The organism is Methylovorus menthalis (genome assembly GCF_020523625.1).
Lineage (GTDB): Bacteria > Pseudomonadota > Gammaproteobacteria > Burkholderiales > Methylophilaceae > Methylovorus > Methylovorus menthalis.
The window spans coordinates 1,682,083-1,706,355 of record NZ_JAJAQH010000006.1 but is presented as its reverse complement, the minus strand read 5'-3'; the positions used below and the strand labels follow the sequence as shown (position 1 = coordinate 1,706,355).

Here is a 24,273-nt window from a genome sequence, read left to right as displayed (position 1 = left end):
TCTATAAGAAGAATGGCCAGAAGCGGTTCTTGTTGTAAAACTGGTAACGTATTAGTAAGACTTCATGCTGATGTGTGAAAAAAAAGCCCAATGGCGTTAGCTATTTGGGCTTTTTTATTGCCTGATGATTTTCAAATCATCCATGCGTCAGGTCGGTGGGATATACACGCAAGGCTTTGATCTTATGACCTGGTTGTGCTTGGAATCTGTATCAGTGGCGCTTTAGAGCAGCATTGGAGGATCGCCCTATCTGCTCGAATAAAGCTGCAATCCAGCGCATGCACATAGCCGTATGCGCCGCTATCGCTTAAACTCGAGCCTAAACCATCTACCAATTGATTACTCCCACCATGCACAACGACAACGACCTCATTGAAACCTGTATCTCTTCTGAAGTGATTGCCTCGGGCGGCATGCTGACGGCCCGCCGTGACCAGGTGCGCTTGCCGACGGGCGGGCAAAGCCAGCGCGAGTATGTATTGCACCCTGGTGCCGTGGTGATGGTAGCGCTGCTGGATAACGGCCATCTGATATTGGAGCGGCAATTTCGCTACCCTTTGCGTCGGGTGTTTATCGAGTTGCCTGCGGGCAAGATTGATCAGGGCGAGGCGCCTTTGCTGACCGGGCAGCGTGAGTTGCTGGAAGAAACGGGATACACCGCCAATGAGTGGGTGTATCTGGGTCTGCAGCATCCATGCATTGGCTACTCCAATGAGGTGATTCACATCTATCTTGCCCGCGGCCTTACTGCCGGTGAGCACAAGCGGGATGAAGATGAAGCCTTGCATATCATCGATGCCAGCTTGCAGGATTGCCTGGCGATGGTGCAGCGCGGCGAGATTACCGATGGCAAAACCATCGTGGCGTTGATGTGGGCGGAGAAGTATTTATCTGGCCAATGGCAGCCGATGCCAGCGCAGGGTTGAGATGACAGATCGCGCACTGGTAGTTGGCTGCGGTGACCTGGGGCAGGCGGTGGCAAGCCTGCTGCAGGATAGCGGTCTTGAGGTATATGGGCTGAAGCGCAGCGCCACGGCATTGCCCGCGGGGGTGCGTCTGGTGCAGGCGGACGTGACGCAGCCTGAAACCTTGCAGGGGTTGGCGGGCTTGAAGCCCCGTATCGTGATTTATTGCGTGTCAGCCGATGCGCACCGCGATGACAGTTACCGTGCGCATTATGTGGATGGTTTGCGCAATACCTTGGCAGCTCTGCGGCAAGCGCCACCTGAGCATGTGTTTTTTGTTTCCAGCACGGGCGTGTATGGGCAGGTGAGCGATGACTTGCTGGATGAGGTTACGGTGCCGGTGCCCGCGGACTTTAGTGGCGAACGCATGCTGCAGGCGGAGCAGCTTTTGGCGGGTGAATACCCAGATGCGTATACCCTTTTGCGTTTTTCTGGCATCTACGGCCCTGGCCGTCGGCGCATGCTGGACCTGGCACGTGAGCCCGCCCGCTGGCCCGCGCAGAATGGCTGGACCAACCGCATCCACCGGGATGATGGCGCGGCCGCGATTGCTTACCTGGTCAAGCAACTACTTGCAGGCAAGCCGCTGGAGTCGCTGTATTTGATAACGGATGACCGGCCCGCATCGCAATACGAGGTGCTGCAATGGCTGGCGCAGCAGATGGGCGTGCCGGATGCTCCGCAGGATGCGCCTGCGGTATGCGGCAACAAGCGCCTGAGCAATCAGCGCCTGCGGCATACGGGGTTTCAATTGCGCTATCCGGATTATCAAATAGGCTATGCGGCCATGCTGGCGCAGGAAAACCTGGAATCTTGATTACTCTGTAAAGATAGTGATCAACGCCGTTTGTAGGTCATGCTGACACCGGATGACTCATCCCCACGCAACCCTTGCGGATGTGAATGGGCGGGCGATTCCGGCAACACAGCTTAGATAATAATAAGTGTGATCAAACAGAAAACGATCCCAAGCCGTCAGACCTGGGCGTATTTGCCCAACTGATTCAGCGCCAGCAACAGTTCATCCATATCTTCAGCTTGCGTGTAGGGATTCATCAGCGTGGTGCGTAGCCAGACGCGGCCTTCCAGCGTAACGCGCGTTAAATGAAAGCGTCCGCTCTGCACCAGTTGCTCGCGCAGGCGGCTCTGGTGACTATCCAGCGCTGCGTCTTCCAGTGTCGCCGGACGATGGCGGAAACAGACGATATTGGTTTGCGGCTGCATGAGCAGTTCAAAGTCGGGATGCGCATCCAGCTTTTGAGCCAGCAAGCGCGCCTTGGCAAAGGCGCTATCCAGCAATTGCGCCATGCCGCGCACGCCATAGAGCGAAAACGCTGCCCACAGCTTCAGGCCCATCATGCGCTTGGTGCATTCCAGTGTGCGGTAGCTGACGTTGTACATTTCCTCAATATGCTCGCCACCCTGAAAGAGATACGAGGCATCCTGGCTGAAGGCCTCAAAGCTGCTGGCGGTGTTGCGAAACAGTACGGCGGAGACAGCGGCGGGCATATACAGCAATTTGTGACCATCCCACACCACGGAATCCGCGAGGGCGATGCCTTCAAGCGCAGGGCGATGCTGCTCGGAGAGCAGGGCGGACGCGCCGTGCGCACCATCCACATGCAGCCACAAATCGTGATCGCGGCAATAGCGGCCTATCTCCAGCAGGGGGTCTATGCTGCCGGTAGGCGTGCAGCCTGCGGTGGCGACCACGGCCATCACGGCGGTGTCATTTGCCAGGGCCTCGGCGTGAGCAAGTGTCAGGGCATTGATCAGCATGCGGCCTTCCGTATCGGTCGGGATGCTGATCACGGCATCGGTGCCCAGCCCCATGATGCCCGCAGCGCGGCTGATGGAGTAGTGCGCATGTTCCGATACCAGGATGCGCAAGGGTTTGACGCCGCCAACGCCATGCTGCCACACATCGGCGGCATGCTGGCGCGCAGCGAGCAGGGCGGTGAGATTGGCTTGCGCGCCGCCCGAGGTAAGTATGCCGCCTGCATCCTGCCAGCCGATCAACTCGCCCAGCCAGCGCAGGACTTGCCGCTCCAGCATGGTGGCGCTGGGGCCCGTTTCATAGACGGCCATGGCCTGGTTGGTGAGGGCGGCGACCAGATCGCAAAGAGCGGCCACAGGCAATGGCGTGGCGACCTGATGCCCCATGTTGTGGGGGTGGTGAATCGCCAGGCTGGTCGGGAGGATGTCATTTTGCAGGCGGGCGAGTAAGCCGGCAGCATCCAGCAGCGGCTCCTGCGGCAAGGGGGTCTGCCATTGCGCGTCTGCTTTCTCGGGAGCTTGCCAGTGCATCACCGGGGCTTGCCCCGCCAGATTGCCCGCAAGGTGGTCCGCCAGCAAATCGATCAGACTATGCCCTAGTTCACGGAAATTTTCCGGGGCAAACATGGCGGCGATTTCCGTCGAAAGTATTTGGGGTGTGTTCATCAAATGTTAGTGCTGCGTGTTCGGAACCAGCCGGTCAGGCTGATGCGCTCGCGCCGGGAGGGCATGACTTCGTGCATGAAGCGGCCTGAGAGAAACGTCACCAGCGTACCGCCTGCCGGGCTGATGTCCAGGTAAGGCTCGCTGGCGTTGCCATTCAGGTAGATGCGCAAGGTGCCGCCATCTTCCGGCTGCCAGTCTTCATTCAGGTAAAGTATGCAGCTGACCTGACGCTCATTGTGTCCCTGAAACTGATCCAGATGCTTGCGATAAATAGCGCCAGGCGGATAAACGGCCAGATGCGTTTCCAGCTCGAAGAGCCCCATGAACAGAGCCTGGTTGAAATCCTGCTGTAATTGCCGCATGGCGGCCAGATAATCCTGCTGTGCCGGGCTGGCCTGCTCATCCTCAAGCCAGTGAATGAAGTCGCCCCGCAGCCCGATATTATCGGCCGACCGGCGACTGGAAAGTCCCGTGGTCGCCGCTTGCAGTGCGCCTTGCGTATGCAGGGCCTTTGCCTCATCTGCCAACACCTTGATCAGGGCAGGCGGCAAAAAGTCAGGGGTAATGGCATAGCCATCATTGGCAATGGCATCCACCAGTAAATCGTTGGAACGTGAATTCATGAAAGGGGCAGAACCCGGACTAAGAGCAGTCGCCCATTATAGCCCGCGCAAGCCGGGCTTATGCAGCAGGCAAGTGAGACAAGGCATAAACCAGCCCACCGGCAAGCAGCACGCCCAGCCAGCCCAGCAAACGCAAGCGCCGCCGCAGGGATTCCATCTGTGCCACCATGCCTGCATTCTGCTCCGCCAGACGCTTGATCAGTTGCCCTGATTCTTCCAGCTCATCATGCAGCCGTGCCAATGCCTGTCTATGCTCACGTACGGCTTGTGCCAGGGCTTCCGGCTCAGGTGGTAAGACGGCAATCTCGGTGCCATAAGTTTCTGCTTCAGCCCGGCCTTCGGCCTTCAGGCGCTGATAAAGCTTTTTTGCACCGTCCAGTACCTGGGGCGCGTGATCAATCACTTGCCCCCACGGAATCAGTTTGAATAATGTGGACCAGAGCATGATCTTCCTTTGAATAATGTCCCTTGAATAACAGCTTACCTGATCAAAAGACCGCCAGCCGTTGAAATCATTCCCTGCCGCATCAAGATCAAGAGCACGTCCGGCGTGCGTTACAGTGATTGTTCCACGCCGGGAGTTCGGCTATAATGCGTGCCTCTTCAAGCTTGAAGCATCAATTCAAGCCTGCAGTCGCGTAGCTCAGCTGGTTAGAGCACCACCTTGACATGGTGGGGGTCGATGGTTCGAGTCCATTCGCGACTACCAAACAAATAAAAAGCCGCTCCTTTGAGCGGCTTTTTTTATTGCCAGATTCAATTCAAAGATTACTTGGATGCCAATCCGTACCAGCCGGTCTTGCGCATACAAATAAGCAAGCCGCGCGTCGTGTATTGCGTGACCGGGTCCGGGCGATGTTCTTCGCCGAGTTCAGCGACACATTGATTGGTGGCGTCTGCCAACTCTGTACGCCCTGCGCCACGCTTCCACCATGAAGTGACCTTGAATTTGTCGGTCATGCTTTTGACGGGCGCGGAGGGAACAGCCGCTGGCTGTGTACCATCTGGTGAACTGGGGGTGCCTGACTCCACCATGGTGGCGGCTGCAGCGGCCGTTACATCTCCCTGACTGCCGCTGCTGCGGTTATCTTCATTGGGCATTAGTACCGCTACCGGGTCCATATCGCTCAGGTCGTGTACGAACCAGCCCTGATCTTCCAGGCATTTTTTCACGGCGGCGTCATCCATGCCGCTGGCTTTACAGGTGTCTCTGGACCTCTCAAGATCGGCGGCAGTCGCCCCGCGTTTATAAGAAAACTCGCCGCATGCATTTAATAGCAAGCAGGCCAGCAAGGGCACAAGCAGCATTTTTTTCATCGGAATGTCCTCGCCTTTATTCACGTCGTCAAAATCCTTGTAGGACAAAAGCTCACACAGCATACCGTCCCCGTCTGTAAAAACAACTACGCAATATGACGTATTTAAGCGCCCCTTCCCACTCGCTAATCTAGCACCACGTTGCACGTCAGTCGGCTTTTGCGATGGATGACGTGAAACCCGTTTCAGGGTGCAAGTTTTTTTACAGTGTGCGGTTCATCTACATAAAGGGGATTACGCGATGACATTCAAGCTTAACAAGTGTTTGCTGGCAGTGGCTGCGGCAACGGCTATTTCGGTTCCTGCCATGCAGGCACAGGCAGGTGGCACCATCAATTTTGGTGATGACAAGTCCATCACCGTCGGTCTGGGTATGCGTACCAGTTTTACCAGTGAGGAAGATTCTGCTCCTAACGGTACTTCTCGCAGCAAGGATTTCAACCTGGACAGTATTCGTCTCTATACCAGTGCTTCGCTGAACAAGTATATCAAGGGGACATTCAATACTGAAAAGAACGCCGATGACACGGTCAAGATGATCGATGCCATTGCCCAGTTCGAATTCATGCCTGAATTCAACTTGTGGGCTGGTCAAATGTTGCCACCGACTGACCGCGCCAATCTGGATGGTCCTTACTACCTGACTGCATGGAGCTATCCAGGGGTGGTTTCGCAGTACCAGAACAAGAACACCGGCCGTGACGTAGGTGTGACTGCCTGGGGTAAGTTGCTGGATAAACATCTGGTCTACTCAGTAGGTACCTACGAAGGTAACCATGCATCCAACAATGCTGGTACCAATGCAACTGATCCTAACCGTAGCGATGCTCTGATGTATGCAGGCCGTCTGCAATATGACTTCTGGAGCGCAGGTCTTGATCCAGCTTATTACACCAGCAGCACTTATTACGGCAAGGATGTCTTGTCGCTGGCTCTGGTCGGTATGTACCAGAAAGATGCAGTGGGTTCTGCGACTACAAAAGATGATTACGTTGCCTACAACATCGACGGCGTACTCGAAAAGGTATTCACCGCTGGTGTGCTTAACCTGGAAGGTGCGGCTTACCGCTACGACTTCAGCAATGAAGCGGTTATTGCTGGGGCAGGTACTGGGACTACTCCAGTCAAGGCTGGTAAAGCCTATCTCGGCCTGGCTGCCTGGATGTTCCCTGACGTTGTGGGCTGGGGTAAGTTCCAGCCGTATGTTCGCTATCAGAAATTCAATGGTGACGGCTCTGCCAGCCTGGATGTGAAGGAATACGACCTGGGTCTGAACTACATCATTGATGCCCACAATGCTCGTCTGAGCGCTGTTTACACTAACAACAAAACGGAAACATTCGACACGGTGAACAAGTTCACTGTTGGTCTGCAACTGCAATTCTAACTGTTAAAGGGGATGCGCATCGGGACACCGGTGCGCAACGGACCGCCGCGATGCTGGACCTGATCGTAGCGGAAAGCGCCCCGAAAGCAGTGTGTGGGGCATTAACAAACGTTGAGGATAGCTATGAAAACCCTTGTAAAACTCGATCTTGATAAAAAGCCATGGGAACAGGACGGCCAGATTCACAATCGCTGGCACCCTGATTTGCCCATGATTGCCATGGTGAAGCCTGGGGATGAATTCCGGGTGGAGTGCATGGACTGGACCGGCGGTCAGATCAAGAACGACGACAGCGCAAACGACATTCGTGATGTGGATCTCTTGCAAGTGCATTACCTGAGTGGCCCGATTGGTGTCGAAGGTGCGGAACCAGGCGACCTGATGGTGGTGGACATTCTGGATGTGGGCACACTGGATGAGTATCAGTGGGGCTTTAACGGCCTGTTTGCCAAGGAAAATGGAGGTGGTTTCTTGACCGATCATTATCCTGAAGCACGCAAGTCCATCTGGGATTTTCACGGTATTTACACCACATCGCGCCATGTGCCTAACGTCAAGTTCGCCGGCATCATGCACCCAGGCCTGATCGGTTGCCTGCCATCGCGTGAATTGCTGGATACCTGGAACAAGCGCGAAGGAGAGCTGATTGCAACTGACCCTGATCGTGTTCCACCACTTGGTTTGCCACCCAATGCGCAGGCTGCCGTTATGGGCAAGATGACTGGTGAAGCTGCCAAGGCGGCTGCGATGGAAGGTGCGCGCACCGTGCCGCCACGCGACCACGGCGGTAACTGTGACATCAAGAACCTGACCAAGGGTTCCAAAGTGTTTTTCCCGGTATACGTCAAGGATGGCGGTCTTTCCATGGGCGACCTGCACTTCTCGCAGGGCGACGGCGAAATCACCTTCTGCGGCGCCATTGAAATGGCCGGTTACCTCGATATCAAGGTCAGCCTGATCAAGGATGGCGTCAAGAAATACGGCATCAAGAACCCTGTGTTCCAGCCTAGCCCATTGACTCCCAATTATCGCGATTACCTGATTTTTGAAGGTATTTCGGTAGATGAGCAGGGCAAGCAGCATTACCTGGATGTGCATGTGGCTTACCGTCAGGCTTGCCTCAATGCCATCGAATACCTGAAGAAGTTTGGTTACAGCGGTGCACAAGCCTTGTCGATTCTGGGGACAGCCCCGGTTGAAGGCCATATCAGTGGCGTGGTGGATATCCCGAATGCGTGCGCCACCTTGTGGTTGCCGACCGAGATTTTTGACTTCGACCTGAAGCCGAATGCCGATGGACCGAAACTCATGGTTGCCAGCGGGCCTGACCTGGCGAAAGCCAGCTGATCAGAACGTAGCGGATTATCGTAAATAAAGGGGAAGCCGGTATGCCTGTATATGAGTACCACTGTGAGAGTTGTGGCGTGTTTTCAGCACTGCGCAAAATGTCCGAATCCAGCCTGCCTGCCGTCTGCGAAAGCTGTGGCGGCATGGGCGAGCGGATTCTGTCAGCACCTAACCTGGCCATTTTGGGGAAGGCACAGCGCAGCGCCCACGAGCGCAATGAAAAATCCGCACATGAGCCAGGCGTACGCCGTCGCTCCAGTTGCGGGTGCACCGGTTCTCATACCTGCAAGCCATCCGGCGGCGCCACCAAAGAGAAATCAGCAGGTGGTAACAACGGTTTGCAGATGCAAACCAAAAAAACGGCAAGGCCGTGGATGCTGGGGCACTAGCCCCTTTATCCCCGCCTTTGCTGCAAGCAGTTTTTCGTAGGGCAGATAAGGTTAGCTTCACTTTCAACTAGGAGAAATTTATGAGTACCAATGATAGACGTCGATTCATGACTAAAGTGGGTGCCCTGACCGGCGCACTGCTGGCGGTCAGCATGGTTTCCGGTATGGGCAGCGCATTTGCCGAGGACTTTCCTACTGCCAAGGTGAACACCACCAAGCTGGCCGTGACCGACAAGACCGTCAAGGTCGGTATTCTGCACTCAGCTACCGGCACCATGGCCATCAGTGAAACCGGTTCTATCCAGGCTGAAAAGCTGGCGATTGCCCAGATCAATGAAATGGGTGGCGTGCTGGGCCGCAAGATTGAAATCATTCAGGAAGACGGCGCCAGCGACTGGCCAACCTTTGCTGAAAAATCCAAGAAATTGCTGGAAAACGACAAGGTAGCGGCCGTATTTGGTTGCTGGACTTCCGCTTCCCGCAAGGCCGCGCTGCCAGTGTTTGAAAAAGACAACGGCTTGCTGTTCTACCCAACTTTCTATGAAGGCCTGGAACAATCCAAGAACGTGTTCTACACCGGTCAGGAAGCGACTCAACAGATTCTTGCTGGTCTGGACTGGATCGCCAAGGAAAAGAAGGCAAAAACCTTCTACCTGATTGGCTCTGACTACATCTGGCCACGTACTTCCATGAAGATTGCCCGCAAGCACATCGAGCAGCATCTGGGTGGCAAAGTGGTAGGTGAAGAGTACATCGCGCTGGGCGATACGCAGTTTGGTTCCGTGATCAACAAAATCAAGCTGAAGAAGCCTGACATCATCTACGCAGCGGTTGTAGGCGGCAGTAACGTGGCTTGGTTCAAGCAATTGAACGCAGCTGGCTTGAACTCCAGCAAGCAGACCATGCTGACCATCTCGGTAACGGAAGATGAAGTTCTGGGTATCGGTGGTGAAAACCTGGCTGGCTTCTACTCTGCCATGAAGTACTTCCAAACCTTGAAGAACCCGAACAACGAAAAATTCGTGGCTGACTTCAAGAAAATGTGGGGCCCGAAAGCCGTTATCGGTGACGTGACCCAGGCTGCTTACCTCGGCCCATGGTTGTGGAAGGCTGCAGTTGAACGTGCTGGCAGCTTCGACGTGGACAAGGCAGTCGTTGCATTGCCAGGCTACGAGCTGAAGACAGCGCCAGAAGGCTACGTCAAGGTCGATCCTAACCATCACCTCTGGAGCAAGCTGCGTATCGGTAAATGGCGCGCTGATGGCCAGGCTGATGTGGTGTACGAATCTGAGCTGATCAAACCAGATCCGTTCCCAAAGGGCTACCAATAAGCTTCACGTAAACCATACGGCCCTTAGGGGCCGTATTGGTGAGCGGTAACAAAAACAGTTCAAGCAATGGGAAGTTTTGTGAAATTGTGCAGTGAATTTTTCAGGCAAGTCATACAAGTGGAGGCCTAATCATGTTCGGATATTCAATGGCGGAAATAGGAAACATCATGGTGATGCAGGGCTTCGCCGGCCTCAGCATGTTCAGCGTCCTGTTACTGATGGCGCTAGGTCTCGCTATCATTTTCGGGCAAATGGGGGTGATCAATATGGCGCATGGCGAGTTCATGACCATAGGCGCATATACCACCGTCATGCTCTCCAAATTGGCCGTCGCCTACGGCTTCGTTAATTACTACTTTATCTTCGCCATTATCGTGGCCTTTGTACTGGCTTTCGCTATCGGCTACCTGGTTGAATTCACTCTGATCCGGCATCTCTACAAGCGACCGCTGGATACCTTGCTGGCGACCTGGGGTTTAAGCCTGGTCATGCAGCAGATTTTCCGTTCCAGCTTCGGCGCCAAGGAAGTGAGTGCTGAATTGCCGGAATGGTTGCTGGGTTCTTTCCAGCCTACACCTGATATTGATATCCCGATTAACGGAGTATTCGTGATGGGGCTTGCTGCCGTCGTCACCTTCGGTGTGTTCCTCTTCATGTTCCGCTCGCAATGGGGCCTGCGTGTCCGCGCTACCGTGCAAAACCGTGTCATGGCAGGTGCTGTTGGCATCAATACCAAAAAGGTTGACCGCGTGACGTTTGCGCTGGGCTGTGGCATTGCCGGGGTTGCCGGTGCTGCATTTACCACCATCGCATCCACCGGTCCTACTACGGGTACGCTTTATATCGTAGATAGCTTCATGGTGGTGGTGTTTGGCGGTGCGGCCAGTCTGTTCGGTACCATTGCTTCTGCCTTCGGTATTGCCCAGGCGCAATCGATACTGCAGTTTTTCATGACCAGTTCCATGGGTAAGGTGGCTACCTTGCTCACCATCGTCGGCATTCTGATGATGCGTCCTGAAGGTCTGTTCGCTTCCAAAGTGCGTAAGTAAAGGAAACACTCATGAAAACACTCTCCGATAAATTGTTGGGCGGCAAGCAGGGGGTCTTGGGCCTTGCCCTGCTGGCGCTGCTGATTATGGTCATCCTGCCGTTGGGGCTGGATATTTTCCGGCTCAACCTGGTGGGTAAATACCTCACTTACGCCTTCGTGGCACTTAGCCTGGTACTACTGTGGGGCAATGGCGGCATCCTAAGCCTGGGGCAGGGCATGTTTTTCGGCCTGGGCGGTTACTGTATGGCGATGTTCCTGAAACTGGAGGCTTCTGACCCCATCAGTACCAAGATTCAGACCACGCCAGGCATTCCGGACTTCATGGACTGGAATCAGCTGACGGCCATCCCGTGGTTCTGGGAGCCGTTCAAAAGCTTGCCCTTGACCATCTTGGCGATCCTGATCGTGCCGACCATCTTTGCCTACATCATCGGCTTTGCCATGTTCAAACGCCGTGTGGGTGGTGTGTACTTCGCCATCATTACCCAGGCGATTGCACTGATCCTGAGCATCCTGATTGTCGGCCAGCAAGGCTTCACCGGCGGTGTTAACGGCATTACCGATCTCAAGACCATGCTGGGCTGGGATATCCGTACCGATAGCGCCAAGTACATTCTTTACTATGTGAATGCCATTCTGCTGTTCGGCTGCATTTTCCTGTCGCGTTACATCCTCACCAGCAAGTTCGGCATGCTGTTGCTGGCCATGCGGGACAAGGAAGAGCGTGTGCGCTTCTCTGGTTACGATGTGTCCGACTTCAAAATCTTCACCTTCTGTGTGGCAGCGATGATCTCGGCCATCGGTGGCGCCATGTTCACCCTGCAAGTGGGCTTCATGTCACCTTCGTTTGTCGGCATCGTACCTTCGATTGAAATGGTGATCTTCGCCGCAGTGGGCGGTCGCATGTCGCTGATAGGCGCGGTTTATGGCACCTTGCTGGTTAACTACGGCAAGACTGTATTCTCGGAAACCTACCCGGAATTGTGGCTGTTCCTGATGGGCGGCCTGTTCATCGCCGTGGTGATGTTCTTCCCGGATGGCCTAGCTGGTATTTACCAGAAACATGCACGCAAGATTCCATTCCTCAAGCGCTGGGTGGCTGAGGAAAAACAAAAGCAGACTGACGCCCATGCCAGCCATGGCAAGGCAAGCACCACACTGGGAGCTGAAGCATGAGTAATACTGACTTTATCCTGGCAATTGAAGACCTGACCGTATCGTTTGACGGTTTCAAGGCGGTGGACAAGCTGAACCTGTACGTCGACAAGAACGAGCTACGCGTGGTGATCGGCCCTAACGGCGCCGGCAAGACCACCGTGCTCGACCTGATCTGCGGCAAGACCAAATCCACCTCGGGCTCGATCAAGTTCAAGAACAAGGAACTGACCAAGCTGGCCGAGCATGAAATCGTGCGGGCCGGGGTGGGGCGCAAGTTCCAGACGCCTTCCATCTATGAAAACCTGACGGTGTATCAGAATCTGGAAGTGTCGTATCCACGTGGTCGCAGTGTCTGGGGCAGCCTGCTGTTCAAGCGCTCGGACGATGTGATGACGCAGGTGTACAAGGTGGCGGAAGAAATCCTGCTGAAGGATTTTCTGGATATGGAAGCCGCTTTACTCAGCCACGGCCAGAAGCAATGGCTGGAGATCGGCATGCTGTTGATGCAGGAGCCTGAGCTCTTGATGCTGGACGAGCCGGTGGCCGGCATGAGCGCCAAGGAGCGCGATCAGACCGCAGAGCTCTTGAATCGTATCTGCCAGAACCGCTCGGTGATCGTGATTGAGCACGACATGGAGTTCGTGAAGAAGATCGCGCACAAGGTCACCGTGCTGCATCAGGGCAAGATTCTGGCCGAAGGCAGCATGGACAAGGTGCAGGCCGATGAAAAGGTCATTGAAGTGTATTTGGGCCACTAGCAGTTGAGCCATTACGTCACGGGAGACAGACGATGTTTGAAATTCAAGACCTGAATGTGAGTTATGGCCAGAGCCAGGTGATCCATGGCCTCAGCTTCAAGGCTGAGCGCAACGAAACCCTGGCTATCATGGGCCGCAATGGCATGGGCAAGACCACGCTGTTCAAATCGCTGATGGGCATACTGCCCAGCAAGGCCGCCAAGGCAACGGTGGATGGTGTAGACCTCAATGGCAACGAAAGCCACGAACGTGTCGCCAAGGGCCTCGCGTATGTGCCGCAGGGGCGGATGATATTCCCCACCATGACGGTGCAGGAAAACATCATGACCGGCATGGAGAAATCCAAAACGCGGGAAATCCCCGAGGATATCTATGCCTTGTTCCCGGTGTTGTTCGAGATGCGTAACCGCAAGGGCGGCAATCTTTCCGGTGGTCAGCAGCAGCAACTAGCGATTGCCCGTGCGCTGGTGACCAACCCCAAGGTATTGCTGCTGGATGAGCCCACCGAAGGCATACAGCCTTCCATCATCAAGGACATTGCCAAGGTGCTGAATGAAATCCGCAAAATGCGCGAGATCACCATCATCGTGTCCGAGCAGGTGCTCAGCTTCACCATGGAAATTGCCGACCGCATCATCGTGATCGACAAAGGTAAATTCATCCACGAAAACAAGCGTGAAGAAGTGGATGCGGCCAAGATCAAGAGTTACCTCTCGGTGTGAGCGACCGGGAGTATCCCCCGACTGGCAGGCCCTTTCAGACTGCCAGTCGGCCCTTTTCGCAGTCCGTTTTTCCATTTTTTTGTGTCATCATGCGGTATGAACCAGATTTCCCGTGAGGCGGTCACCGCCATGTCAGGCGCTTATGCCGCAGGCTGGCAGGCCAGGCTGGAGCTGGAGTTTGCCGTCAGCCACCAACGCAGCACCCTGGTTCGCCGTTCCCATCAGGGGCCGCTGGTGATACAGAAAAGCCTGCATCCGGAAGGACCTGATCTTTGCCATGGAATTATCGTGCATCCGCCGGGAGGTGTTGCCGGTGGCGATCAGCTGACACTGCAAGCTACGTTGGGGCCGCAATCGCAGGCCTTGCTGACTACCCCTGGTGCAGGCAAGTGGTATAAGTCCGGCGGCCGTCGCGCCAGTCAGACGCTGCAGTTTCATCTGGCTGACCAGGCCCAACTGGAATGGCTGCCGCAGGAAAATATATTGTTTGATGGCGCTGATGTGCATTTCGATGCCGACATTCACTTGACTGGTCAGGCTGTTTTTGCCGGATGGGATATTCAGTGTTTTGGGCGTCAGGCGCGCGGCGAGCAATGGCAGCAGGGAGCCTTGCGCCAGCGCTTCAGCATACGCCGCGATGGACGGCTGCTCTGGCTGGAGCGTGCTAATTTTCAGCCGCAGGCGCTGCTGATGCGCTCGGCGGTTGGGCTCCATGGCGCGGTGGTGAATGGCAGTTTTGTTGTGGCGGCTGGCAGCCTGCCCAAGGATATTCTGGCGGAATGCCAGGCGCTGGCCTTGACGTCGGCAGCGCGCATTGGTGTTACTGCGTTGCCCGAAGTGGTGGCGGCACGCTATCTGGGAGATTCGGCGCAGGAAGCCCGACATTATTTTGAAGCCTTGTGGCAGCTGTTGCGTCCCTGGTATGGTCAGCGCGAAGCCGTGCGACCGCGTATCTGGAATACCTGAGCCGGGCTGCGGATGAATTAAACTGGACTGATGCTATCGCCTGCTTTCAGCCATGGCGCAGAGGTCCAGGTAAGCAAGATGAGTTGGCGGGATGCTGAGAGAATGAAGTCAGGCGCGTTTTAAGTCACGCGCATTATGGAGTCACTATGGAATTAAGCCCAAGAGAAAAAGATAAGTTGCTGATTTTTACTGCCGCGCTGCTGGCCGAGCGTCGCAAGGCGCGCGGCCTCAAGCTCAATTACCCGGAGTCTATAGCTTATATTTCGGCCGCCATCATGGAGGGCGCACGTGACGGCAAGACCGTAGCCGAATTAATGGGCTATGGCGCTACGCTGCTTAGCCGGGATGATGTCATGGAAGGGGTGCCGGAGATGATCCCCGAGATACAGATAGAAGCGACTTTTCCTGATGGCACCAAGCTGGTCACGGTCCATCATCCCATTCCCTGATGCCTTACTCAGCGCAAGTCACAAAGCCTAACAAGAATATGAGGAATAACCATGATTCCTGGTGAAATGCAGGTAGAAGCAGGCGAGATCGTGCTTAACGATGGCCGCGCCACGGTGACGCTGGATGTTGCCAATACCGGCGACCGCCCGATACAGATAGGCTCGCATTACCATTTTTACGAGACCAACGAAGCTTTGAGCTTTGACCGCCAGGCCGCCTACGGCTTCCGGCTGGATATTGCGGCGGGCACCGCTGTGCGCTTTGAGCCAGGGCAGACACGCACTGTGCAACTGGTAGCGCTGGCGGGTGACAGGAAGGTCTACGGCTTTGCTGGCAAGGTCATGGGAGCATTGAAATGAGTGTAAAGATTTCGCGGCAGGCTTATGCTGAAATGTTTGGCCCCACCGTGGGGGACCGCGTGCGGCTCGCCGATACCGAGCTCTGGATAGAGGTGGAGAAGGATTACACCCTGTATGGCGAGGAAGTGAAGTTCGGCGGTGGCAAGGTGATCCGCGACGGCATGGGCCAGGGCCAGCGCGTCGCTGCCGAAGTCGCGGATACTGTGATTACCAATGCCCTGATAGTGGACTACACCGGCATCATCAAGGCCGATATCGGTCTCAAGGCCGGGCGCATTGCGGCCATCGGCAAGGCGGGCAATCCGGATATCCAGCCCGGCATCACCATTGCCATAGGCGCTGCTACTGAAGTGATTGCCGGTGAAGGCATGATCGTGACCGCAGGCGGCGTTGATACGCATATCCATTTCATTTGCCCGCAACAGATTGAAGAAGCGCTGATGTCGGGCGTGACCACCATGATAGGCGGCGGCACCGGGCCTGCGACCGGCACCTTTGCCACCACCTGTACGCCGGGCCCTTGGCATATCCATCGCATGTTGCAGGCGGCCGATGCCTTCCCCATGAACCTGGGCTTCCTTGGCAAGGGCAACGTCAGCGTGCCGCAGCCGCTGGTGGAGCAGGTGGAAGCGGGGGCGATTGGCCTCAAGTTGCATGAAGACTGGGGCACCACACCAGCCGCCATTGATAATTGCCTGAGCGTGGCCGAGGACATGGATGTGCAGGTGGCCATCCACTCCGATACCCTGAATGAATCGGGCTTTGTCGAAACCACGATTGCGGCCTTCAAGGACCGCACCATCCATACCTTCCACACCGAAGGTGCGGGTGGCGGCCATGCGCCGGACATCATCAAGGCGGCAGGCTTTGCCAATGTGCTGCCGTCGTCCACCAATCCGACGCGGCCTTATACCGTCAATACCATCGATGAGCATCTGGATATGTTGATGGTGTGCCATCACCTTGATCCGGCCATTGCGGAAGACATCGCTTTTGCCGAAAGTCGCATACGCCGCGAGACGATTGCTGCCGAGGATATCCTGCATGACCTCGGTGCCTTTTCCATGATGTCGTCCGACTCGCAGGCCATGGGCCGCGTCGGCGAAGTTATCATCCGTACCTGGCAGACCGCGCACAAAATGAAAGTGCAGCGTGGTGCACTCGCTGAAGATACAGCACGCAACGATAATTTCCGCGTGAAACGCTATATCGCCAAATACACCATCAACCCCGCGCTGACACATGGCATTGCCCATGAAGTCGGCTCGATTGAAGTCGGCAAACTGGCCGACCTGGTGCTGTGGCGTCCGGCGTTTTTTGGCGTCAAGCCTTCCACTATCCTCAAGGGGGGCATGATTGCCGCGGCCGCCATGGGCGACCCCAATGCGTCTATCCCTACGCCACAGCCTGTGCACTATCGCCATATGTTTGGCGCATACGGCGGTGGCCTCAAAACCTCGGTGACCTTTGTTTCGCAAGCGGCGCTGCATAATCCGCAACTGGCGGCGCTGGGGCTGCAAAAGCCGCTGGTGGCCGTGCGTGGCACCCGCGACGTCAAGAAAAAAGACATGGTCCACAATGGCTGGATGCCAACGATTGATGTGGATACCGAAACCTATGCCGTGCGCGCCGATGGCATGCTGCTGGTGTGCGAGCCCGCCACCGTGCTGCCCATGGCTCAGCGCTATTTCCTGTTTTAGCTGCGCGAGTGCAGATGATGGTGAGCGTGCATCAGAAAGAACCTCAGGTTGAATGAGCGAGATGCTGAACATATTTGAACGGGCCATTGGTCACGACCATATTGATGACAGGGTGGCATTGCCCTTTGACCGGCGCCAGAAAAGCCGCCTGCGCGTCACCCTGCAATCCGGCCAGGAGGCGGCCTTGCTGCTGGAGCGCGGCACCATCCTGCGTGGCGGCGATTGCCTGCGCGCTGAAGATGGTCGCATTATTGAAGTGCTAGCGGCTGAGCAGCCAGTGATGGATGTTACCGCACCCGATGCACCGACACTGACCCGTGCTGCCTATCATCTGGGTAATCGCCATGTGCCCCTGCAAGTGGGGGAGGGCTGGTTACGGCTTGAGCAGGATCACGTATTGAAAGACATGCTGCTGGGGCTGAATGTGACGGTGCATGAATTGCATGCGCCATTTGAACCCGAGGCCGGGGCGTATGGCGGTGGTCACCGCCATTCCCATGATGACGATACTGGCGCTAACCTGCGCCCGCCCATGCGGCTGAAACGCCATGCCGGGTAAAGCATTGGCGCTTTCCCGCTTGTTGCAGCTGGCAAGCCCCATGCTGCCGGTGGGGGCCTATAGTTATTCGCAAGGCCTTGAGTGGACGATTGAGTGCGGCGATGTCACTGATAAAGCCACTGCCGAGGCCTGGATAGGGGCTGTGCTGACCATGTATCAGGGGCAGTTTGAGCTACCGCTTTTGCACCGCCTGATGCAGGCATGGGCGGCGAGTAATCAGCCAGCGGTCAGTGAGTGGGATGCGTTTTATCAGGCCGGGCGCGATACTGCCGAGGCGCATGCCGAAAGTCGCCAGATGGGCTATTCACTGGTGCGCTTGCTGAGTGAATTTGAGAGTCTGCCCGGGGATTGGCTGACGCGCTTGCAGGCCATGCCGACACCAGCGTTTATCACGGTATATGCCGGCATTGCCGATCAATGGCAGATTTCGCCTCAGCAGGCATTGCATGCTTATGCCTGGTCCTGGCTGGAAAACCAGGTATCCGCTGCCATGAAGGCGGTGCCGCTGGGGCAAGTGGCCGGGCAAAAAATCCTGCTGGAACTGGGAGGGCGATTGCCCGCGCTGGTGGCGAGTGCCATGGCATTGCCGGACGAGGACATCAGCAACTTCTGCCCCGGGCTCAGCATTGCTGGCTGCCGCCATGAAACACAATATACAAGGCTATTTCGCTCCTGATGGGGAGATGGCCATGTCCATCGCAATAAACAGTTAGATCAAAGCAAGGAAATCAAGACATGACCACATCAACAGAACACGCGACCGAACCGCTGCGCGTCGGCATAGGCGGACCAGTGGGCTCGGGCAAAACCGCACTCACGCTGGCGCTGTGCAAGCGCTTGCGCGATGTCTACAACATTGCCGTCGTCACCAATGATATTTATACCAAGGAAGATGCCGAGTTTCTGACCCGCAACGAAGCCTTGAGCCCGGATCGCATTATCGGCGTTGAAACCGGCGGCTGCCCGCATACCGCCATCCGCGAAGATGCGTCCATGAATCTGGAAGCGGTGGCGCAACTCAGTCAGCGCTTTGCGCCACTGGATGTGGTGTTTGTCGAGAGCGGTGGCGATAACCTCGCTGCCACCTTCAGCCCAGAGCTGTCAGATCTCACGATTTACGTGATTGATGTGGCGGCCGGAGAGAAGATCCCGCGCAAGGGCGGCCCCGGCATTACCAAGTCTGATTTGCTGGTGATCAACAAAATTGATCTCGCCCCCATGGTAGGCGCATCGCTGGAGGTCATGGACCGCGATGCCAAACGCATGCGCGGCGAGCGGCCATTCCTGTTCAGCAATCTCAAGACCGGGCAAGGCCTGGAAGATATTGTGCGCTTCATTGAAAAACAAGGGCTGATGCAGTAATTGCACAGAATGCTAACGCTATAACCAGGAGTCTCCGATGAAAAATGTAAGTAAAAAAACTGGCCTGGCCGCTATGGCTTTGCTGCTTTCCCCCACGCTGGCGCTGGCACATCCCGGCCATGGTCTGGAGAGCGCCGCCGCGGGCTTCATGCATCCGCTTACCGGATGGGATCACTTGATGGTGATGCTGGCTGTGGGCCTGTGGGCTGGGCGTCTTGGCGGCGCCGCCCGCTGGCAATTGCCGCTGACATTTTTGCTGGTCATGCTGGTGGGTGCGCTGGCAGGCATGGCCGGGCTTACTCTCCCTGCCATGGAAACCGCCATCGCCGCCAGCGTCATGGCCATTGGGCTCTTGATCGCCCTGCATGTGGTGTTGAAGCCTCTGTGGCAGGTGACGCTGGTGGCCCTGTTTGCCTTGCTGCATGGCGTGGCGCACGGTGCTGAACTGGTGACCCATTCTGCGCTGGTGGTGTTGCCCGCCATGCTGGCGGCCACTGCCTTGCTGCATGCTGGCGGCTTGTTGCTGGCCTCACGCGGCATGCCATTGTCTGCAAGGTTGCAGGATGCTATCGGCGGCATCATTGCACTGGCTGGCGGCTGGATGCTTTTCGCCTGAATCGTTTGAAAAGACGCCTGCCCGTCCGGGCGGGCGTTGGTTTTTCCCGCTTACCACCGCAATCCTTGGATTGCTCTTAACTGATTCATCTCTTTCTCTTGCTGTTGATCTCCCGATTTTCGTGGTTTTGGTGTTATAAAACAGTGACTATGCGGGCGATAGGCATGTGACGTGCTTATCTTTCAAATACGTCATTTGACGCAGTGCCAAATGTTTTTGGCTTGCGTAAGATGAAGTGGGGCAGGTTTGTGCCAGACAAATAACAAAGCAGCAGCGGGCATCGCTGCGCAAATTGACGGGATTTAGATGGCAGACGGAAGAGTCACAGACGGGGCATTGAACGGCGAATCCATGGCGACGCAGCGTATCGTGAAGATACGCCGCGACTACAACACATGGGTCGCCAACGAGACCCTGGAAGACTACGCCTTGCGGTTTACTCCACGTTCCTTCCGCAAGTGGTCGGTGCTGCGGGTGGCGAATACCGCATTCGGCGCCATTTCCTTTCTGGTGCTGGAGGCCATAGGCGGCACCATTGCCGTCAACTATGGCTTCATCAATGCTTTCTGGGCCATCATGGCTGTCGGCCTGATCATCTTCATGACCGGTCTACCGATCAGTTATTACGCTGCCAAATATGGCGTGGATATGGATCTGCTGACACGGGGCGCGGGCTTCGGCTATATCGGCTCTACCATTTCCTCATTCATCTACGCTTCATTCACTTTTATCCTGTTTGCGCTTGAGGCCGCCATCATGGCCTATGCGCTGGAGCTGTGTTTTCATCTGCCCCTGTGGATAGGCTATATGGTCAGCGCGCTAGTGGTGATACCGCTGGTGACCCACGGCGTGACGCTGGTGAGCCGCATCCAGATGATCACCCAGCCGATATGGCTGGTGCTGCTGGCCTTGCCTTTCATTTTTGTGATCTATAAAGACCCGGATATCCTCAATCGCCTGCATGCCTATAGCGGCAGCTCCGGCTTGCATGGCGATTTCAACTTCCTTATGTTTGGTGCCGCCATTGCTGTGGGTATCGCCCTGATCCCGCAGATTGGCGAGCAGGTGGACTTCTTGCGCTTCATGCCGGAAAAAACCGAGAAGAACAAATGGCAATGGCATGCCGGTGTTTTGCTGGCGGGGCCGGGCTGGATATTGTTGGGTATACTCAAAATGCTCGGTGGCGTGCTGCTGGCATATCTGGTGATCGAGCAGGGCGTCAGTCATGAGCAGGCAATCAATCCCACCCATATGTACATGGCCGGTTTCAATTACGTCTTCTCGTCGCCACAGCTGGTGCTTGGTGTCACGACGCTGTTTGTGGTGATCTCGCAGGTTAAGGTCAACATGACCAATGCCTATGCCGGTTCGCTCGCCTGGTCCAATTTCTTTGCGCGACTTACGCATAGCCACCCGGGGCGCGTGGTGTGGATGGTGTTCAATGCGCTGATCGCCGTCATGCTGATGGAACTGGATGTGTTCCAGGCGCTGGAGCAGGTGCTGGGCCTTTATTCGAATATTGCGATTGCCTGGATCGCGGCGGTGGTGGCCGATCTGGTGATCAACAAACCGCTGGGCCTGAGCCCCAAGGGCATTGAGTTCCGACGCGCCTATCTTTTTGACATCAATCCGGTGGGCGTGGGGGCCATGCTGCTGTCTTCCCTGCTTTCCATTCTGGCATTTTCCGGCACCTTCGGGCAGCAGGCACAAGCCTTCTCGGCCTTTATCGCGCTATTCACCGCCTTGCTGGCATCGCCGCTCATCGCCTGGGCGACGCGCGGCCGTTATTACATTGCCCGTGAACCATTCAAGTTTACCTTGCCGCAATCCAGCATTCCCATGCGCATTGCCAAGTGCTCTGTCTGTGGCAATGATTATGAAACAGACGACATGGCCAACTGCCCGGCTTACCAGGGCTTCATCTGCTCGCTGTGCTGCTGTCTGGATGCCCGCTGCAATGATGCCTGCAAACCACAGGCGCGTTTCTCCGAGCAGTGGCAGGACATGCTCAAGTTTGTGTTCCCCAAAGCCTTGTGGTCCTATTTGCAGAGTGGCCTTAGTAACTATCTGCTGCTGATGGGCGTGACGTTGGCATTTCTGGGTGCTTTGCTCGGGCTTATCTATTTCCACGAAACTTTGATCCTGGAGAAAAGTGCTGCTGCCGCTTTGCTCGGGCCTTTGCGACTGGCCTTCCTCAAGGTCTTTGCTGCGCTGGTGTTTGCCAGTGCTGTGATCGCCTGGTGGCTGGTACTCACCAGTGAAAGCCGCCGCGTGGCGCAGGAAGAATCCAATCGCCAGACCGGCTTGCTGCTGCGCGAAATCGAGCTGCACCGGCAAACCGACGCTGAGCTGCAACTGGCGCGGCAGGTGGCCGAGCAGGCTAATCAGGCCAAGAGTCGTTATATCACCGGTATCAGCCATGAGTTGCGCACGCCGCTCAACAGTATTCTTGGCTATGCGCAGTTGCTGGATAACGATATTTCCATTCCCGCCGCGCGCCAGCCCGCTATCCGCGTGATTCGGCGCAGTGGTGAGCACCTGCTATCACTGATTGAGGGCACACTGGATATTGCTCGCATCGAGAGCGGCAAGCTCACTTTTGATATCAAGCCTTTGCGCTTGCCCGAGTTCATCCAGCAAGTGGTTGACATGTTCGAGCTGCAGGCCCGTAACAAGGGCTTGACCTTCAGCTATCAACTCACCGGCGATTTGCCAGACATGGTGCGCGCCGACCAGAAGCGACTGAGCCAGATTCTGATCAATATTCTGGGCAATGCCGTGAAATTCACCCGGCAGGGCGGCGTGGTGTTCCGGTTGCGCTATGCGCGCGAGCTCGCTGTCATCGAGATCGAGGATACGGGCCCCGGCATCCTGAAAGAGGAGCTGGATGAAATTTTCGAGCCCTTTGCCCGCGGTAGTGCCGCCAACAACAGCACGGTGGCTGGCACAGGCCTGGGGTTGACCATCAGCAAGATGCTGACGCAGTTAATGGGAGGCGAGCTGAGTGTCCGCAGCGTGGTGGGTAGTGGCACGGTGTTCCAGATACGCCTGTTCCTTCCGCAAATTCACAGTAGCAACGAGATGCAGTCGGTGATCATTGCACAGCCGGTAGCGTACCAGGGCCCACGCCGGCGCGTACTGGTGGTGGATAACGAGCATGTGGACCGCGAGCTGATCATTAACATTCTTGAGCCACTAGGTTTTGAAATGGCCCAGGCGGCCAATGGTCGCGAGTGTCTGGAGATTTATCCCAATTTCCGTCCGGATCTCATTTTGATGGACCTGGCGATGCCGGTGATGGATGGCTGGGAGGCGAGCTACATCATTCGCAAGGTGCATCAGTCCGATGTCTGCATCGGTATCGTGTCGGCCAATGCCTTCGACAAGGGGCTGGAAAACACGGCTGGGATTCCGACCGAAGACATTATTCTCAAGCCGGTGAATGTGTTTGAACTACTAGGCTGGATGGGTAACCGACTGGGCCTGGAATGGGTGACACGTGGCGAAAACAGTGTGAATGAGCCTAGCCCTCCGCCGCAGGAGCCTTTGCTATTCCCGCCCCCTGAATTTTTGCATGAGTTGCAGTCATTCCTGAAAATCGGTTTTGTACGCGGTGTAGCAGAAAAACTGGAAATCATTGCCTTGCTGGGCCCACAATACGGCCCCTTTGTGACCCTGATGCAGCGGCTGCTGAAAGAGTTTCAGCTCGACGCCATGCGAAAAATACTGGAAGAAGTGAGTCTCCATGAAAAAAGCGAGTGATGACCGTAGCACGCAGACGGTCGTTCTGATCGTTGACGATGTGCTGGACAACTTGGCGGTATTGCACGATGCCTTGGATGAGTCCGGCTTTATGGTGCTGATTGCCCAGGATGGCGAAACGGCGCTGGCCACGGCTGCGCAGGCGCAGCCCGATGTGATTCTGCTGGATGCCATCATGCCTGGCCTCGATGGCTTTGAGGTGTGTCGCCGACTCAAGCAGGAACTGGCGACACGGCATATCCCGGTGATCTTCATGACCGGGCTCACCGAGTCTGAAAACATTGTCGCTGGATTTGAGGCGGGTGGTACCGATTATGTGACCAAACCCATACGCACGGCGGAGGTGCTGGCACGTATCAGCGCGCATCTGAAAACATCGCGTCTGGTGCACCAGACGCGTGGCGTGCTCGATGCCTTCGGCCAGGCGGCGATCGCCGTGACACCGGGCACAGGCAAGATCGTCTGGCAGACACCGCTGGCGCGGCAGTGGATGGAGCGCTACTTTGGTGAAGAGACCATGCCGGAATACAGCGCCACCATGCCGCCTGAGCTGGTGCGCTGGCTGAAAGAGCTGTTTGAAGGTGGCATCGTCGGGCTCAACAAGCCGACGCTGACCATTCCGCAAGGTAGTGGCCGCCTGATTTTTACCTTGGTTGAAATCGATAACGATGACCAGTGGGTGATCCTGCTGCATGAAGAATCGGACGCCGCCAAGATTGACGCGCTGATGACGACGTTCAGACTCACCCGTCGCGAGTCCGAAGTGCTGTACTGGGCTATTCAGGGCAAGACCAATCGCGATATTGGCGACATCCTTGGTACCAGTCCGCGTACCATCAACAAACATCTCGAACACGTGTTCACCAAGCTCGGGGTAGAAACCCGCACCGCCGCATCTGCGCTGGCAAGAAGTAAACTCAAGATATAGTGTTTCCTCGTTTGGCTTTAAGGCCGAATATGCTATGTTGGACCAGGATAAAAAATCCAGTAAATCAATAAATGGTGACTG

24 protein-coding genes and 1 tRNA gene are annotated in these 24,273 nt (G+C 56.0%); 21 read left to right on the top strand and 4 right to left on the bottom strand.

Features of this window, described 5'->3' with window-relative positions; genetic code table 11:
• The first annotated feature begins 350 nt into the window (after positions 1–350).
• Positions 351–926: an NUDIX domain-containing protein gene (locus tag LG204_RS13935; RefSeq protein WP_230337835.1), complete on the top strand. Its 576-nt coding sequence runs from the start codon at positions 351–353 to the stop codon at positions 924–926.
• Between the two features lies 1 nt (position 927).
• Positions 928–1,782, top strand: coding sequence for an SDR family oxidoreductase (locus LG204_RS13930; protein ID WP_230337834.1), 855 nt, complete (start codon positions 928–930; stop codon positions 1,780–1,782).
• Between the two features lie 158 nt (positions 1,783–1,940).
• Here LG204_RS13930 and LG204_RS13925 read toward each other — a convergent pair whose 3' ends face one another.
• From LG204_RS13925 to LG204_RS13915, 3 genes are read right to left on the bottom strand one after another with little or no spacing between them, the layout of a single operon-like run.
• The gene (locus tag LG204_RS13925) at positions 1,941–3,407 is read right to left on the bottom strand and encodes a pyridoxal phosphate-dependent decarboxylase family protein (protein WP_230337833.1); all 1,467 of its coding nucleotides are present in this window, start codon (positions 3,405–3,407) and stop codon (positions 1,941–1,943) included.
• Positions 3,407–4,030 (bottom strand): 2OG-Fe(II) oxygenase, encoded by a 624-nt coding sequence (locus tag LG204_RS13920; protein ID WP_230337832.1) that lies wholly within the window; start codon positions 4,028–4,030, stop codon positions 3,407–3,409. The genes LG204_RS13925 and LG204_RS13920 overlap by 1 nt, the downstream gene beginning before the upstream one ends.
• A gap of 58 nt (positions 4,031–4,088) precedes the next feature.
• On the bottom strand, positions 4,089–4,475 hold the full coding sequence (locus LG204_RS13915; protein WP_230337831.1) for a hypothetical protein: 387 nt from the start codon (positions 4,473–4,475) through the stop codon (positions 4,089–4,091).
• A gap of 187 nt (positions 4,476–4,662) precedes the next feature.
• Between LG204_RS13915 and LG204_RS13910 the strand changes: the two genes are divergently transcribed.
• Positions 4,663–4,739, top strand: a tRNA-Val gene (locus LG204_RS13910).
• Positions 4,740–4,798: 59 nt separating this feature from the next.
• Here the strand turns inward: LG204_RS13910 and LG204_RS13905 are convergent.
• Positions 4,799–5,410, bottom strand: a complete 612-nt coding sequence (locus LG204_RS13905) for a hypothetical protein (protein ID WP_230337830.1) — start codon at positions 5,408–5,410, stop codon at positions 4,799–4,801.
• Between the two features lie 178 nt (positions 5,411–5,588).
• Between LG204_RS13905 and LG204_RS13900 the strand changes: the two genes are divergently transcribed.
• From LG204_RS13900 to LG204_RS13815, 18 genes are all read left to right on the top strand, one after another.
• Positions 5,589–6,734, top strand: a complete 1,146-nt coding sequence (locus LG204_RS13900; RefSeq protein WP_230337829.1) for an OprO/OprP family phosphate-selective porin — start codon at positions 5,589–5,591, stop codon at positions 6,732–6,734.
• Between the two features lie 123 nt (positions 6,735–6,857).
• On the top strand, positions 6,858–8,081 hold the full coding sequence (fmdA, locus tag LG204_RS13895) for a formamidase (protein WP_230337828.1): 1,224 nt from the start codon (positions 6,858–6,860) through the stop codon (positions 8,079–8,081).
• 41 nt (positions 8,082–8,122) lie between these two features.
• On the top strand, positions 8,123–8,470 hold the full coding sequence (locus tag LG204_RS13890) for an FmdB family zinc ribbon protein (RefSeq protein ID WP_230337827.1): 348 nt from the start codon (positions 8,123–8,125) through the stop codon (positions 8,468–8,470).
• Positions 8,471–8,550: 80 nt separating this feature from the next.
• Positions 8,551–9,801 (top strand): urea ABC transporter substrate-binding protein, encoded by a 1,251-nt coding sequence (gene urtA / locus LG204_RS13885; protein ID WP_230337826.1) that lies wholly within the window; start codon positions 8,551–8,553, stop codon positions 9,799–9,801.
• Positions 9,802–9,932: 131 nt separating this feature from the next.
• Positions 9,933–10,850, top strand: coding sequence for an urea ABC transporter permease subunit UrtB (gene urtB / locus LG204_RS13880; protein ID WP_013441530.1), 918 nt, complete (start codon positions 9,933–9,935; stop codon positions 10,848–10,850).
• Between the two features lie 11 nt (positions 10,851–10,861).
• Entirely contained in the window at positions 10,862–12,028 is a 1,167-nt protein-coding gene (gene urtC / locus LG204_RS13875) for an urea ABC transporter permease subunit UrtC (RefSeq protein ID WP_230337824.1), read from the top strand.
• Entirely contained in the window at positions 12,025–12,768 is a 744-nt protein-coding gene (urtD, locus tag LG204_RS13870; RefSeq protein WP_230337823.1) for an urea ABC transporter ATP-binding protein UrtD, read from the top strand. The genes urtC and urtD overlap by 4 nt, the downstream gene beginning before the upstream one ends.
• Before the next feature lie 32 nt (positions 12,769–12,800).
• Positions 12,801–13,490 carry an urea ABC transporter ATP-binding subunit UrtE gene (gene urtE / locus LG204_RS13865; protein ID WP_013441533.1) on the top strand — a complete coding sequence of 230 codons (690 nt, stop codon included), beginning with the start codon at positions 12,801–12,803 and terminating at the stop codon, positions 13,488–13,490.
• Positions 13,491–13,586: 96 nt separating this feature from the next.
• The gene (locus LG204_RS13860; protein WP_230337822.1) at positions 13,587–14,456 is read left to right on the top strand and encodes an urease accessory protein UreD; all 870 of its coding nucleotides are present in this window, start codon (positions 13,587–13,589) and stop codon (positions 14,454–14,456) included.
• A 146-nt stretch (positions 14,457–14,602) separates the two neighbouring features.
• On the top strand, positions 14,603–14,905 hold the full coding sequence (gene ureA / locus LG204_RS13855; protein WP_230337821.1) for an urease subunit gamma: 303 nt from the start codon (positions 14,603–14,605) through the stop codon (positions 14,903–14,905).
• Between the two features lie 51 nt (positions 14,906–14,956).
• Positions 14,957–15,265 carry an urease subunit beta gene (locus tag LG204_RS13850; RefSeq protein WP_230337820.1) on the top strand — a complete coding sequence of 103 codons (309 nt, stop codon included), beginning with the start codon at positions 14,957–14,959 and terminating at the stop codon, positions 15,263–15,265.
• Positions 15,262–16,965 carry an urease subunit alpha gene (ureC, locus tag LG204_RS13845; protein ID WP_230337819.1) on the top strand — a complete coding sequence of 568 codons (1,704 nt, stop codon included), beginning with the start codon at positions 15,262–15,264 and terminating at the stop codon, positions 16,963–16,965. The genes LG204_RS13850 and ureC overlap by 4 nt, the downstream gene beginning before the upstream one ends.
• A gap of 61 nt (positions 16,966–17,026) precedes the next feature.
• Positions 17,027–17,524 carry an urease accessory protein UreE gene (gene ureE, locus LG204_RS13840; protein WP_230337818.1) on the top strand — a complete coding sequence of 166 codons (498 nt, stop codon included), beginning with the start codon at positions 17,027–17,029 and terminating at the stop codon, positions 17,522–17,524.
• Positions 17,514–18,200 carry an urease accessory protein UreF gene (locus LG204_RS13835; RefSeq protein ID WP_230337817.1) on the top strand — a complete coding sequence of 229 codons (687 nt, stop codon included), beginning with the start codon at positions 17,514–17,516 and terminating at the stop codon, positions 18,198–18,200. The genes ureE and LG204_RS13835 overlap by 11 nt, the downstream gene beginning before the upstream one ends.
• A gap of 59 nt (positions 18,201–18,259) precedes the next feature.
• Complete coding sequence (gene ureG / locus LG204_RS13830; protein ID WP_230337816.1) at positions 18,260–18,886, top strand: urease accessory protein UreG; 627 nt, start codon at positions 18,260–18,262, stop codon at positions 18,884–18,886.
• Positions 18,887–18,923: 37 nt separating this feature from the next.
• Positions 18,924–19,502, top strand: coding sequence for a HupE/UreJ family protein (locus LG204_RS13825; protein ID WP_230337815.1), 579 nt, complete (start codon positions 18,924–18,926; stop codon positions 19,500–19,502).
• 306 nt (positions 19,503–19,808) lie between these two features.
• A complete protein-coding gene (locus LG204_RS13820; protein WP_230337814.1) occupies positions 19,809–23,264 on the top strand; it encodes a hybrid sensor histidine kinase/response regulator in 3,456 nt (1,151 codons plus the stop codon).
• A complete protein-coding gene (locus LG204_RS13815; protein WP_230337813.1) occupies positions 23,248–24,192 on the top strand; it encodes a response regulator transcription factor in 945 nt (314 codons plus the stop codon). The genes LG204_RS13820 and LG204_RS13815 overlap by 17 nt, the downstream gene beginning before the upstream one ends.
• Positions 24,193–24,273: the final 81 nt, after the last annotated feature.

Coding starts and splice junctions, on each gene's coding strand:
- fmdA (WP_230337828.1), top strand. CDS start 6,858: ATGAAAACCCTTGTAAAACTCGATCTTGATAAAAAGCCATGGGAACAG.
- LG204_RS13935 (WP_230337835.1), top strand. CDS start 351: ATGCACAACGACAACGACCTCATTGAAACCTGTATCTCTTCTGAAGTG.
- LG204_RS13915 (WP_230337831.1), bottom strand. CDS start 4,475: ATGCTCTGGTCCACATTATTCAAACTGATTCCGTGGGGGCAAGTGATT.
- ureA (WP_230337821.1), top strand. CDS start 14,603: ATGGAATTAAGCCCAAGAGAAAAAGATAAGTTGCTGATTTTTACTGCC.
- urtD (WP_230337823.1), top strand. CDS start 12,025: ATGAGTAATACTGACTTTATCCTGGCAATTGAAGACCTGACCGTATCG.
- urtC (WP_230337824.1), top strand. CDS start 10,862: ATGAAAACACTCTCCGATAAATTGTTGGGCGGCAAGCAGGGGGTCTTG.
- urtA (WP_230337826.1), top strand. CDS start 8,551: ATGAGTACCAATGATAGACGTCGATTCATGACTAAAGTGGGTGCCCTG.
- urtB (WP_013441530.1), top strand. CDS start 9,933: ATGTTCGGATATTCAATGGCGGAAATAGGAAACATCATGGTGATGCAG.
- LG204_RS13815 (WP_230337813.1), top strand. CDS start 23,248: ATGAAAAAAGCGAGTGATGACCGTAGCACGCAGACGGTCGTTCTGATC.
- LG204_RS13930 (WP_230337834.1), top strand. CDS start 928: ATGACAGATCGCGCACTGGTAGTTGGCTGCGGTGACCTGGGGCAGGCG.
- LG204_RS13850 (WP_230337820.1), top strand. CDS start 14,957: ATGATTCCTGGTGAAATGCAGGTAGAAGCAGGCGAGATCGTGCTTAAC.
- ureE (WP_230337818.1), top strand. CDS start 17,027: ATGCTGAACATATTTGAACGGGCCATTGGTCACGACCATATTGATGAC.
- LG204_RS13825 (WP_230337815.1), top strand. CDS start 18,924: ATGAAAAATGTAAGTAAAAAAACTGGCCTGGCCGCTATGGCTTTGCTG.
- LG204_RS13835 (WP_230337817.1), top strand. CDS start 17,514: ATGCCGGGTAAAGCATTGGCGCTTTCCCGCTTGTTGCAGCTGGCAAGC.
- LG204_RS13820 (WP_230337814.1), top strand. CDS start 19,809: ATGGCAGACGGAAGAGTCACAGACGGGGCATTGAACGGCGAATCCATG.
- LG204_RS13920 (WP_230337832.1), bottom strand. CDS start 4,030: ATGAATTCACGTTCCAACGATTTACTGGTGGATGCCATTGCCAATGAT.
- LG204_RS13890 (WP_230337827.1), top strand. CDS start 8,123: ATGCCTGTATATGAGTACCACTGTGAGAGTTGTGGCGTGTTTTCAGCA.
- LG204_RS13860 (WP_230337822.1), top strand. CDS start 13,587: ATGAACCAGATTTCCCGTGAGGCGGTCACCGCCATGTCAGGCGCTTAT.
- LG204_RS13925 (WP_230337833.1), bottom strand. CDS start 3,407: ATGAACACACCCCAAATACTTTCGACGGAAATCGCCGCCATGTTTGCC.
- ureC (WP_230337819.1), top strand. CDS start 15,262: ATGAGTGTAAAGATTTCGCGGCAGGCTTATGCTGAAATGTTTGGCCCC.
- LG204_RS13900 (WP_230337829.1), top strand. CDS start 5,589: ATGACATTCAAGCTTAACAAGTGTTTGCTGGCAGTGGCTGCGGCAACG.
- LG204_RS13905 (WP_230337830.1), bottom strand. CDS start 5,410: ATGCTGTGTGAGCTTTTGTCCTACAAGGATTTTGACGACGTGAATAAA.
- ureG (WP_230337816.1), top strand. CDS start 18,260: ATGACCACATCAACAGAACACGCGACCGAACCGCTGCGCGTCGGCATA.
- urtE (WP_013441533.1), top strand. CDS start 12,801: ATGTTTGAAATTCAAGACCTGAATGTGAGTTATGGCCAGAGCCAGGTG.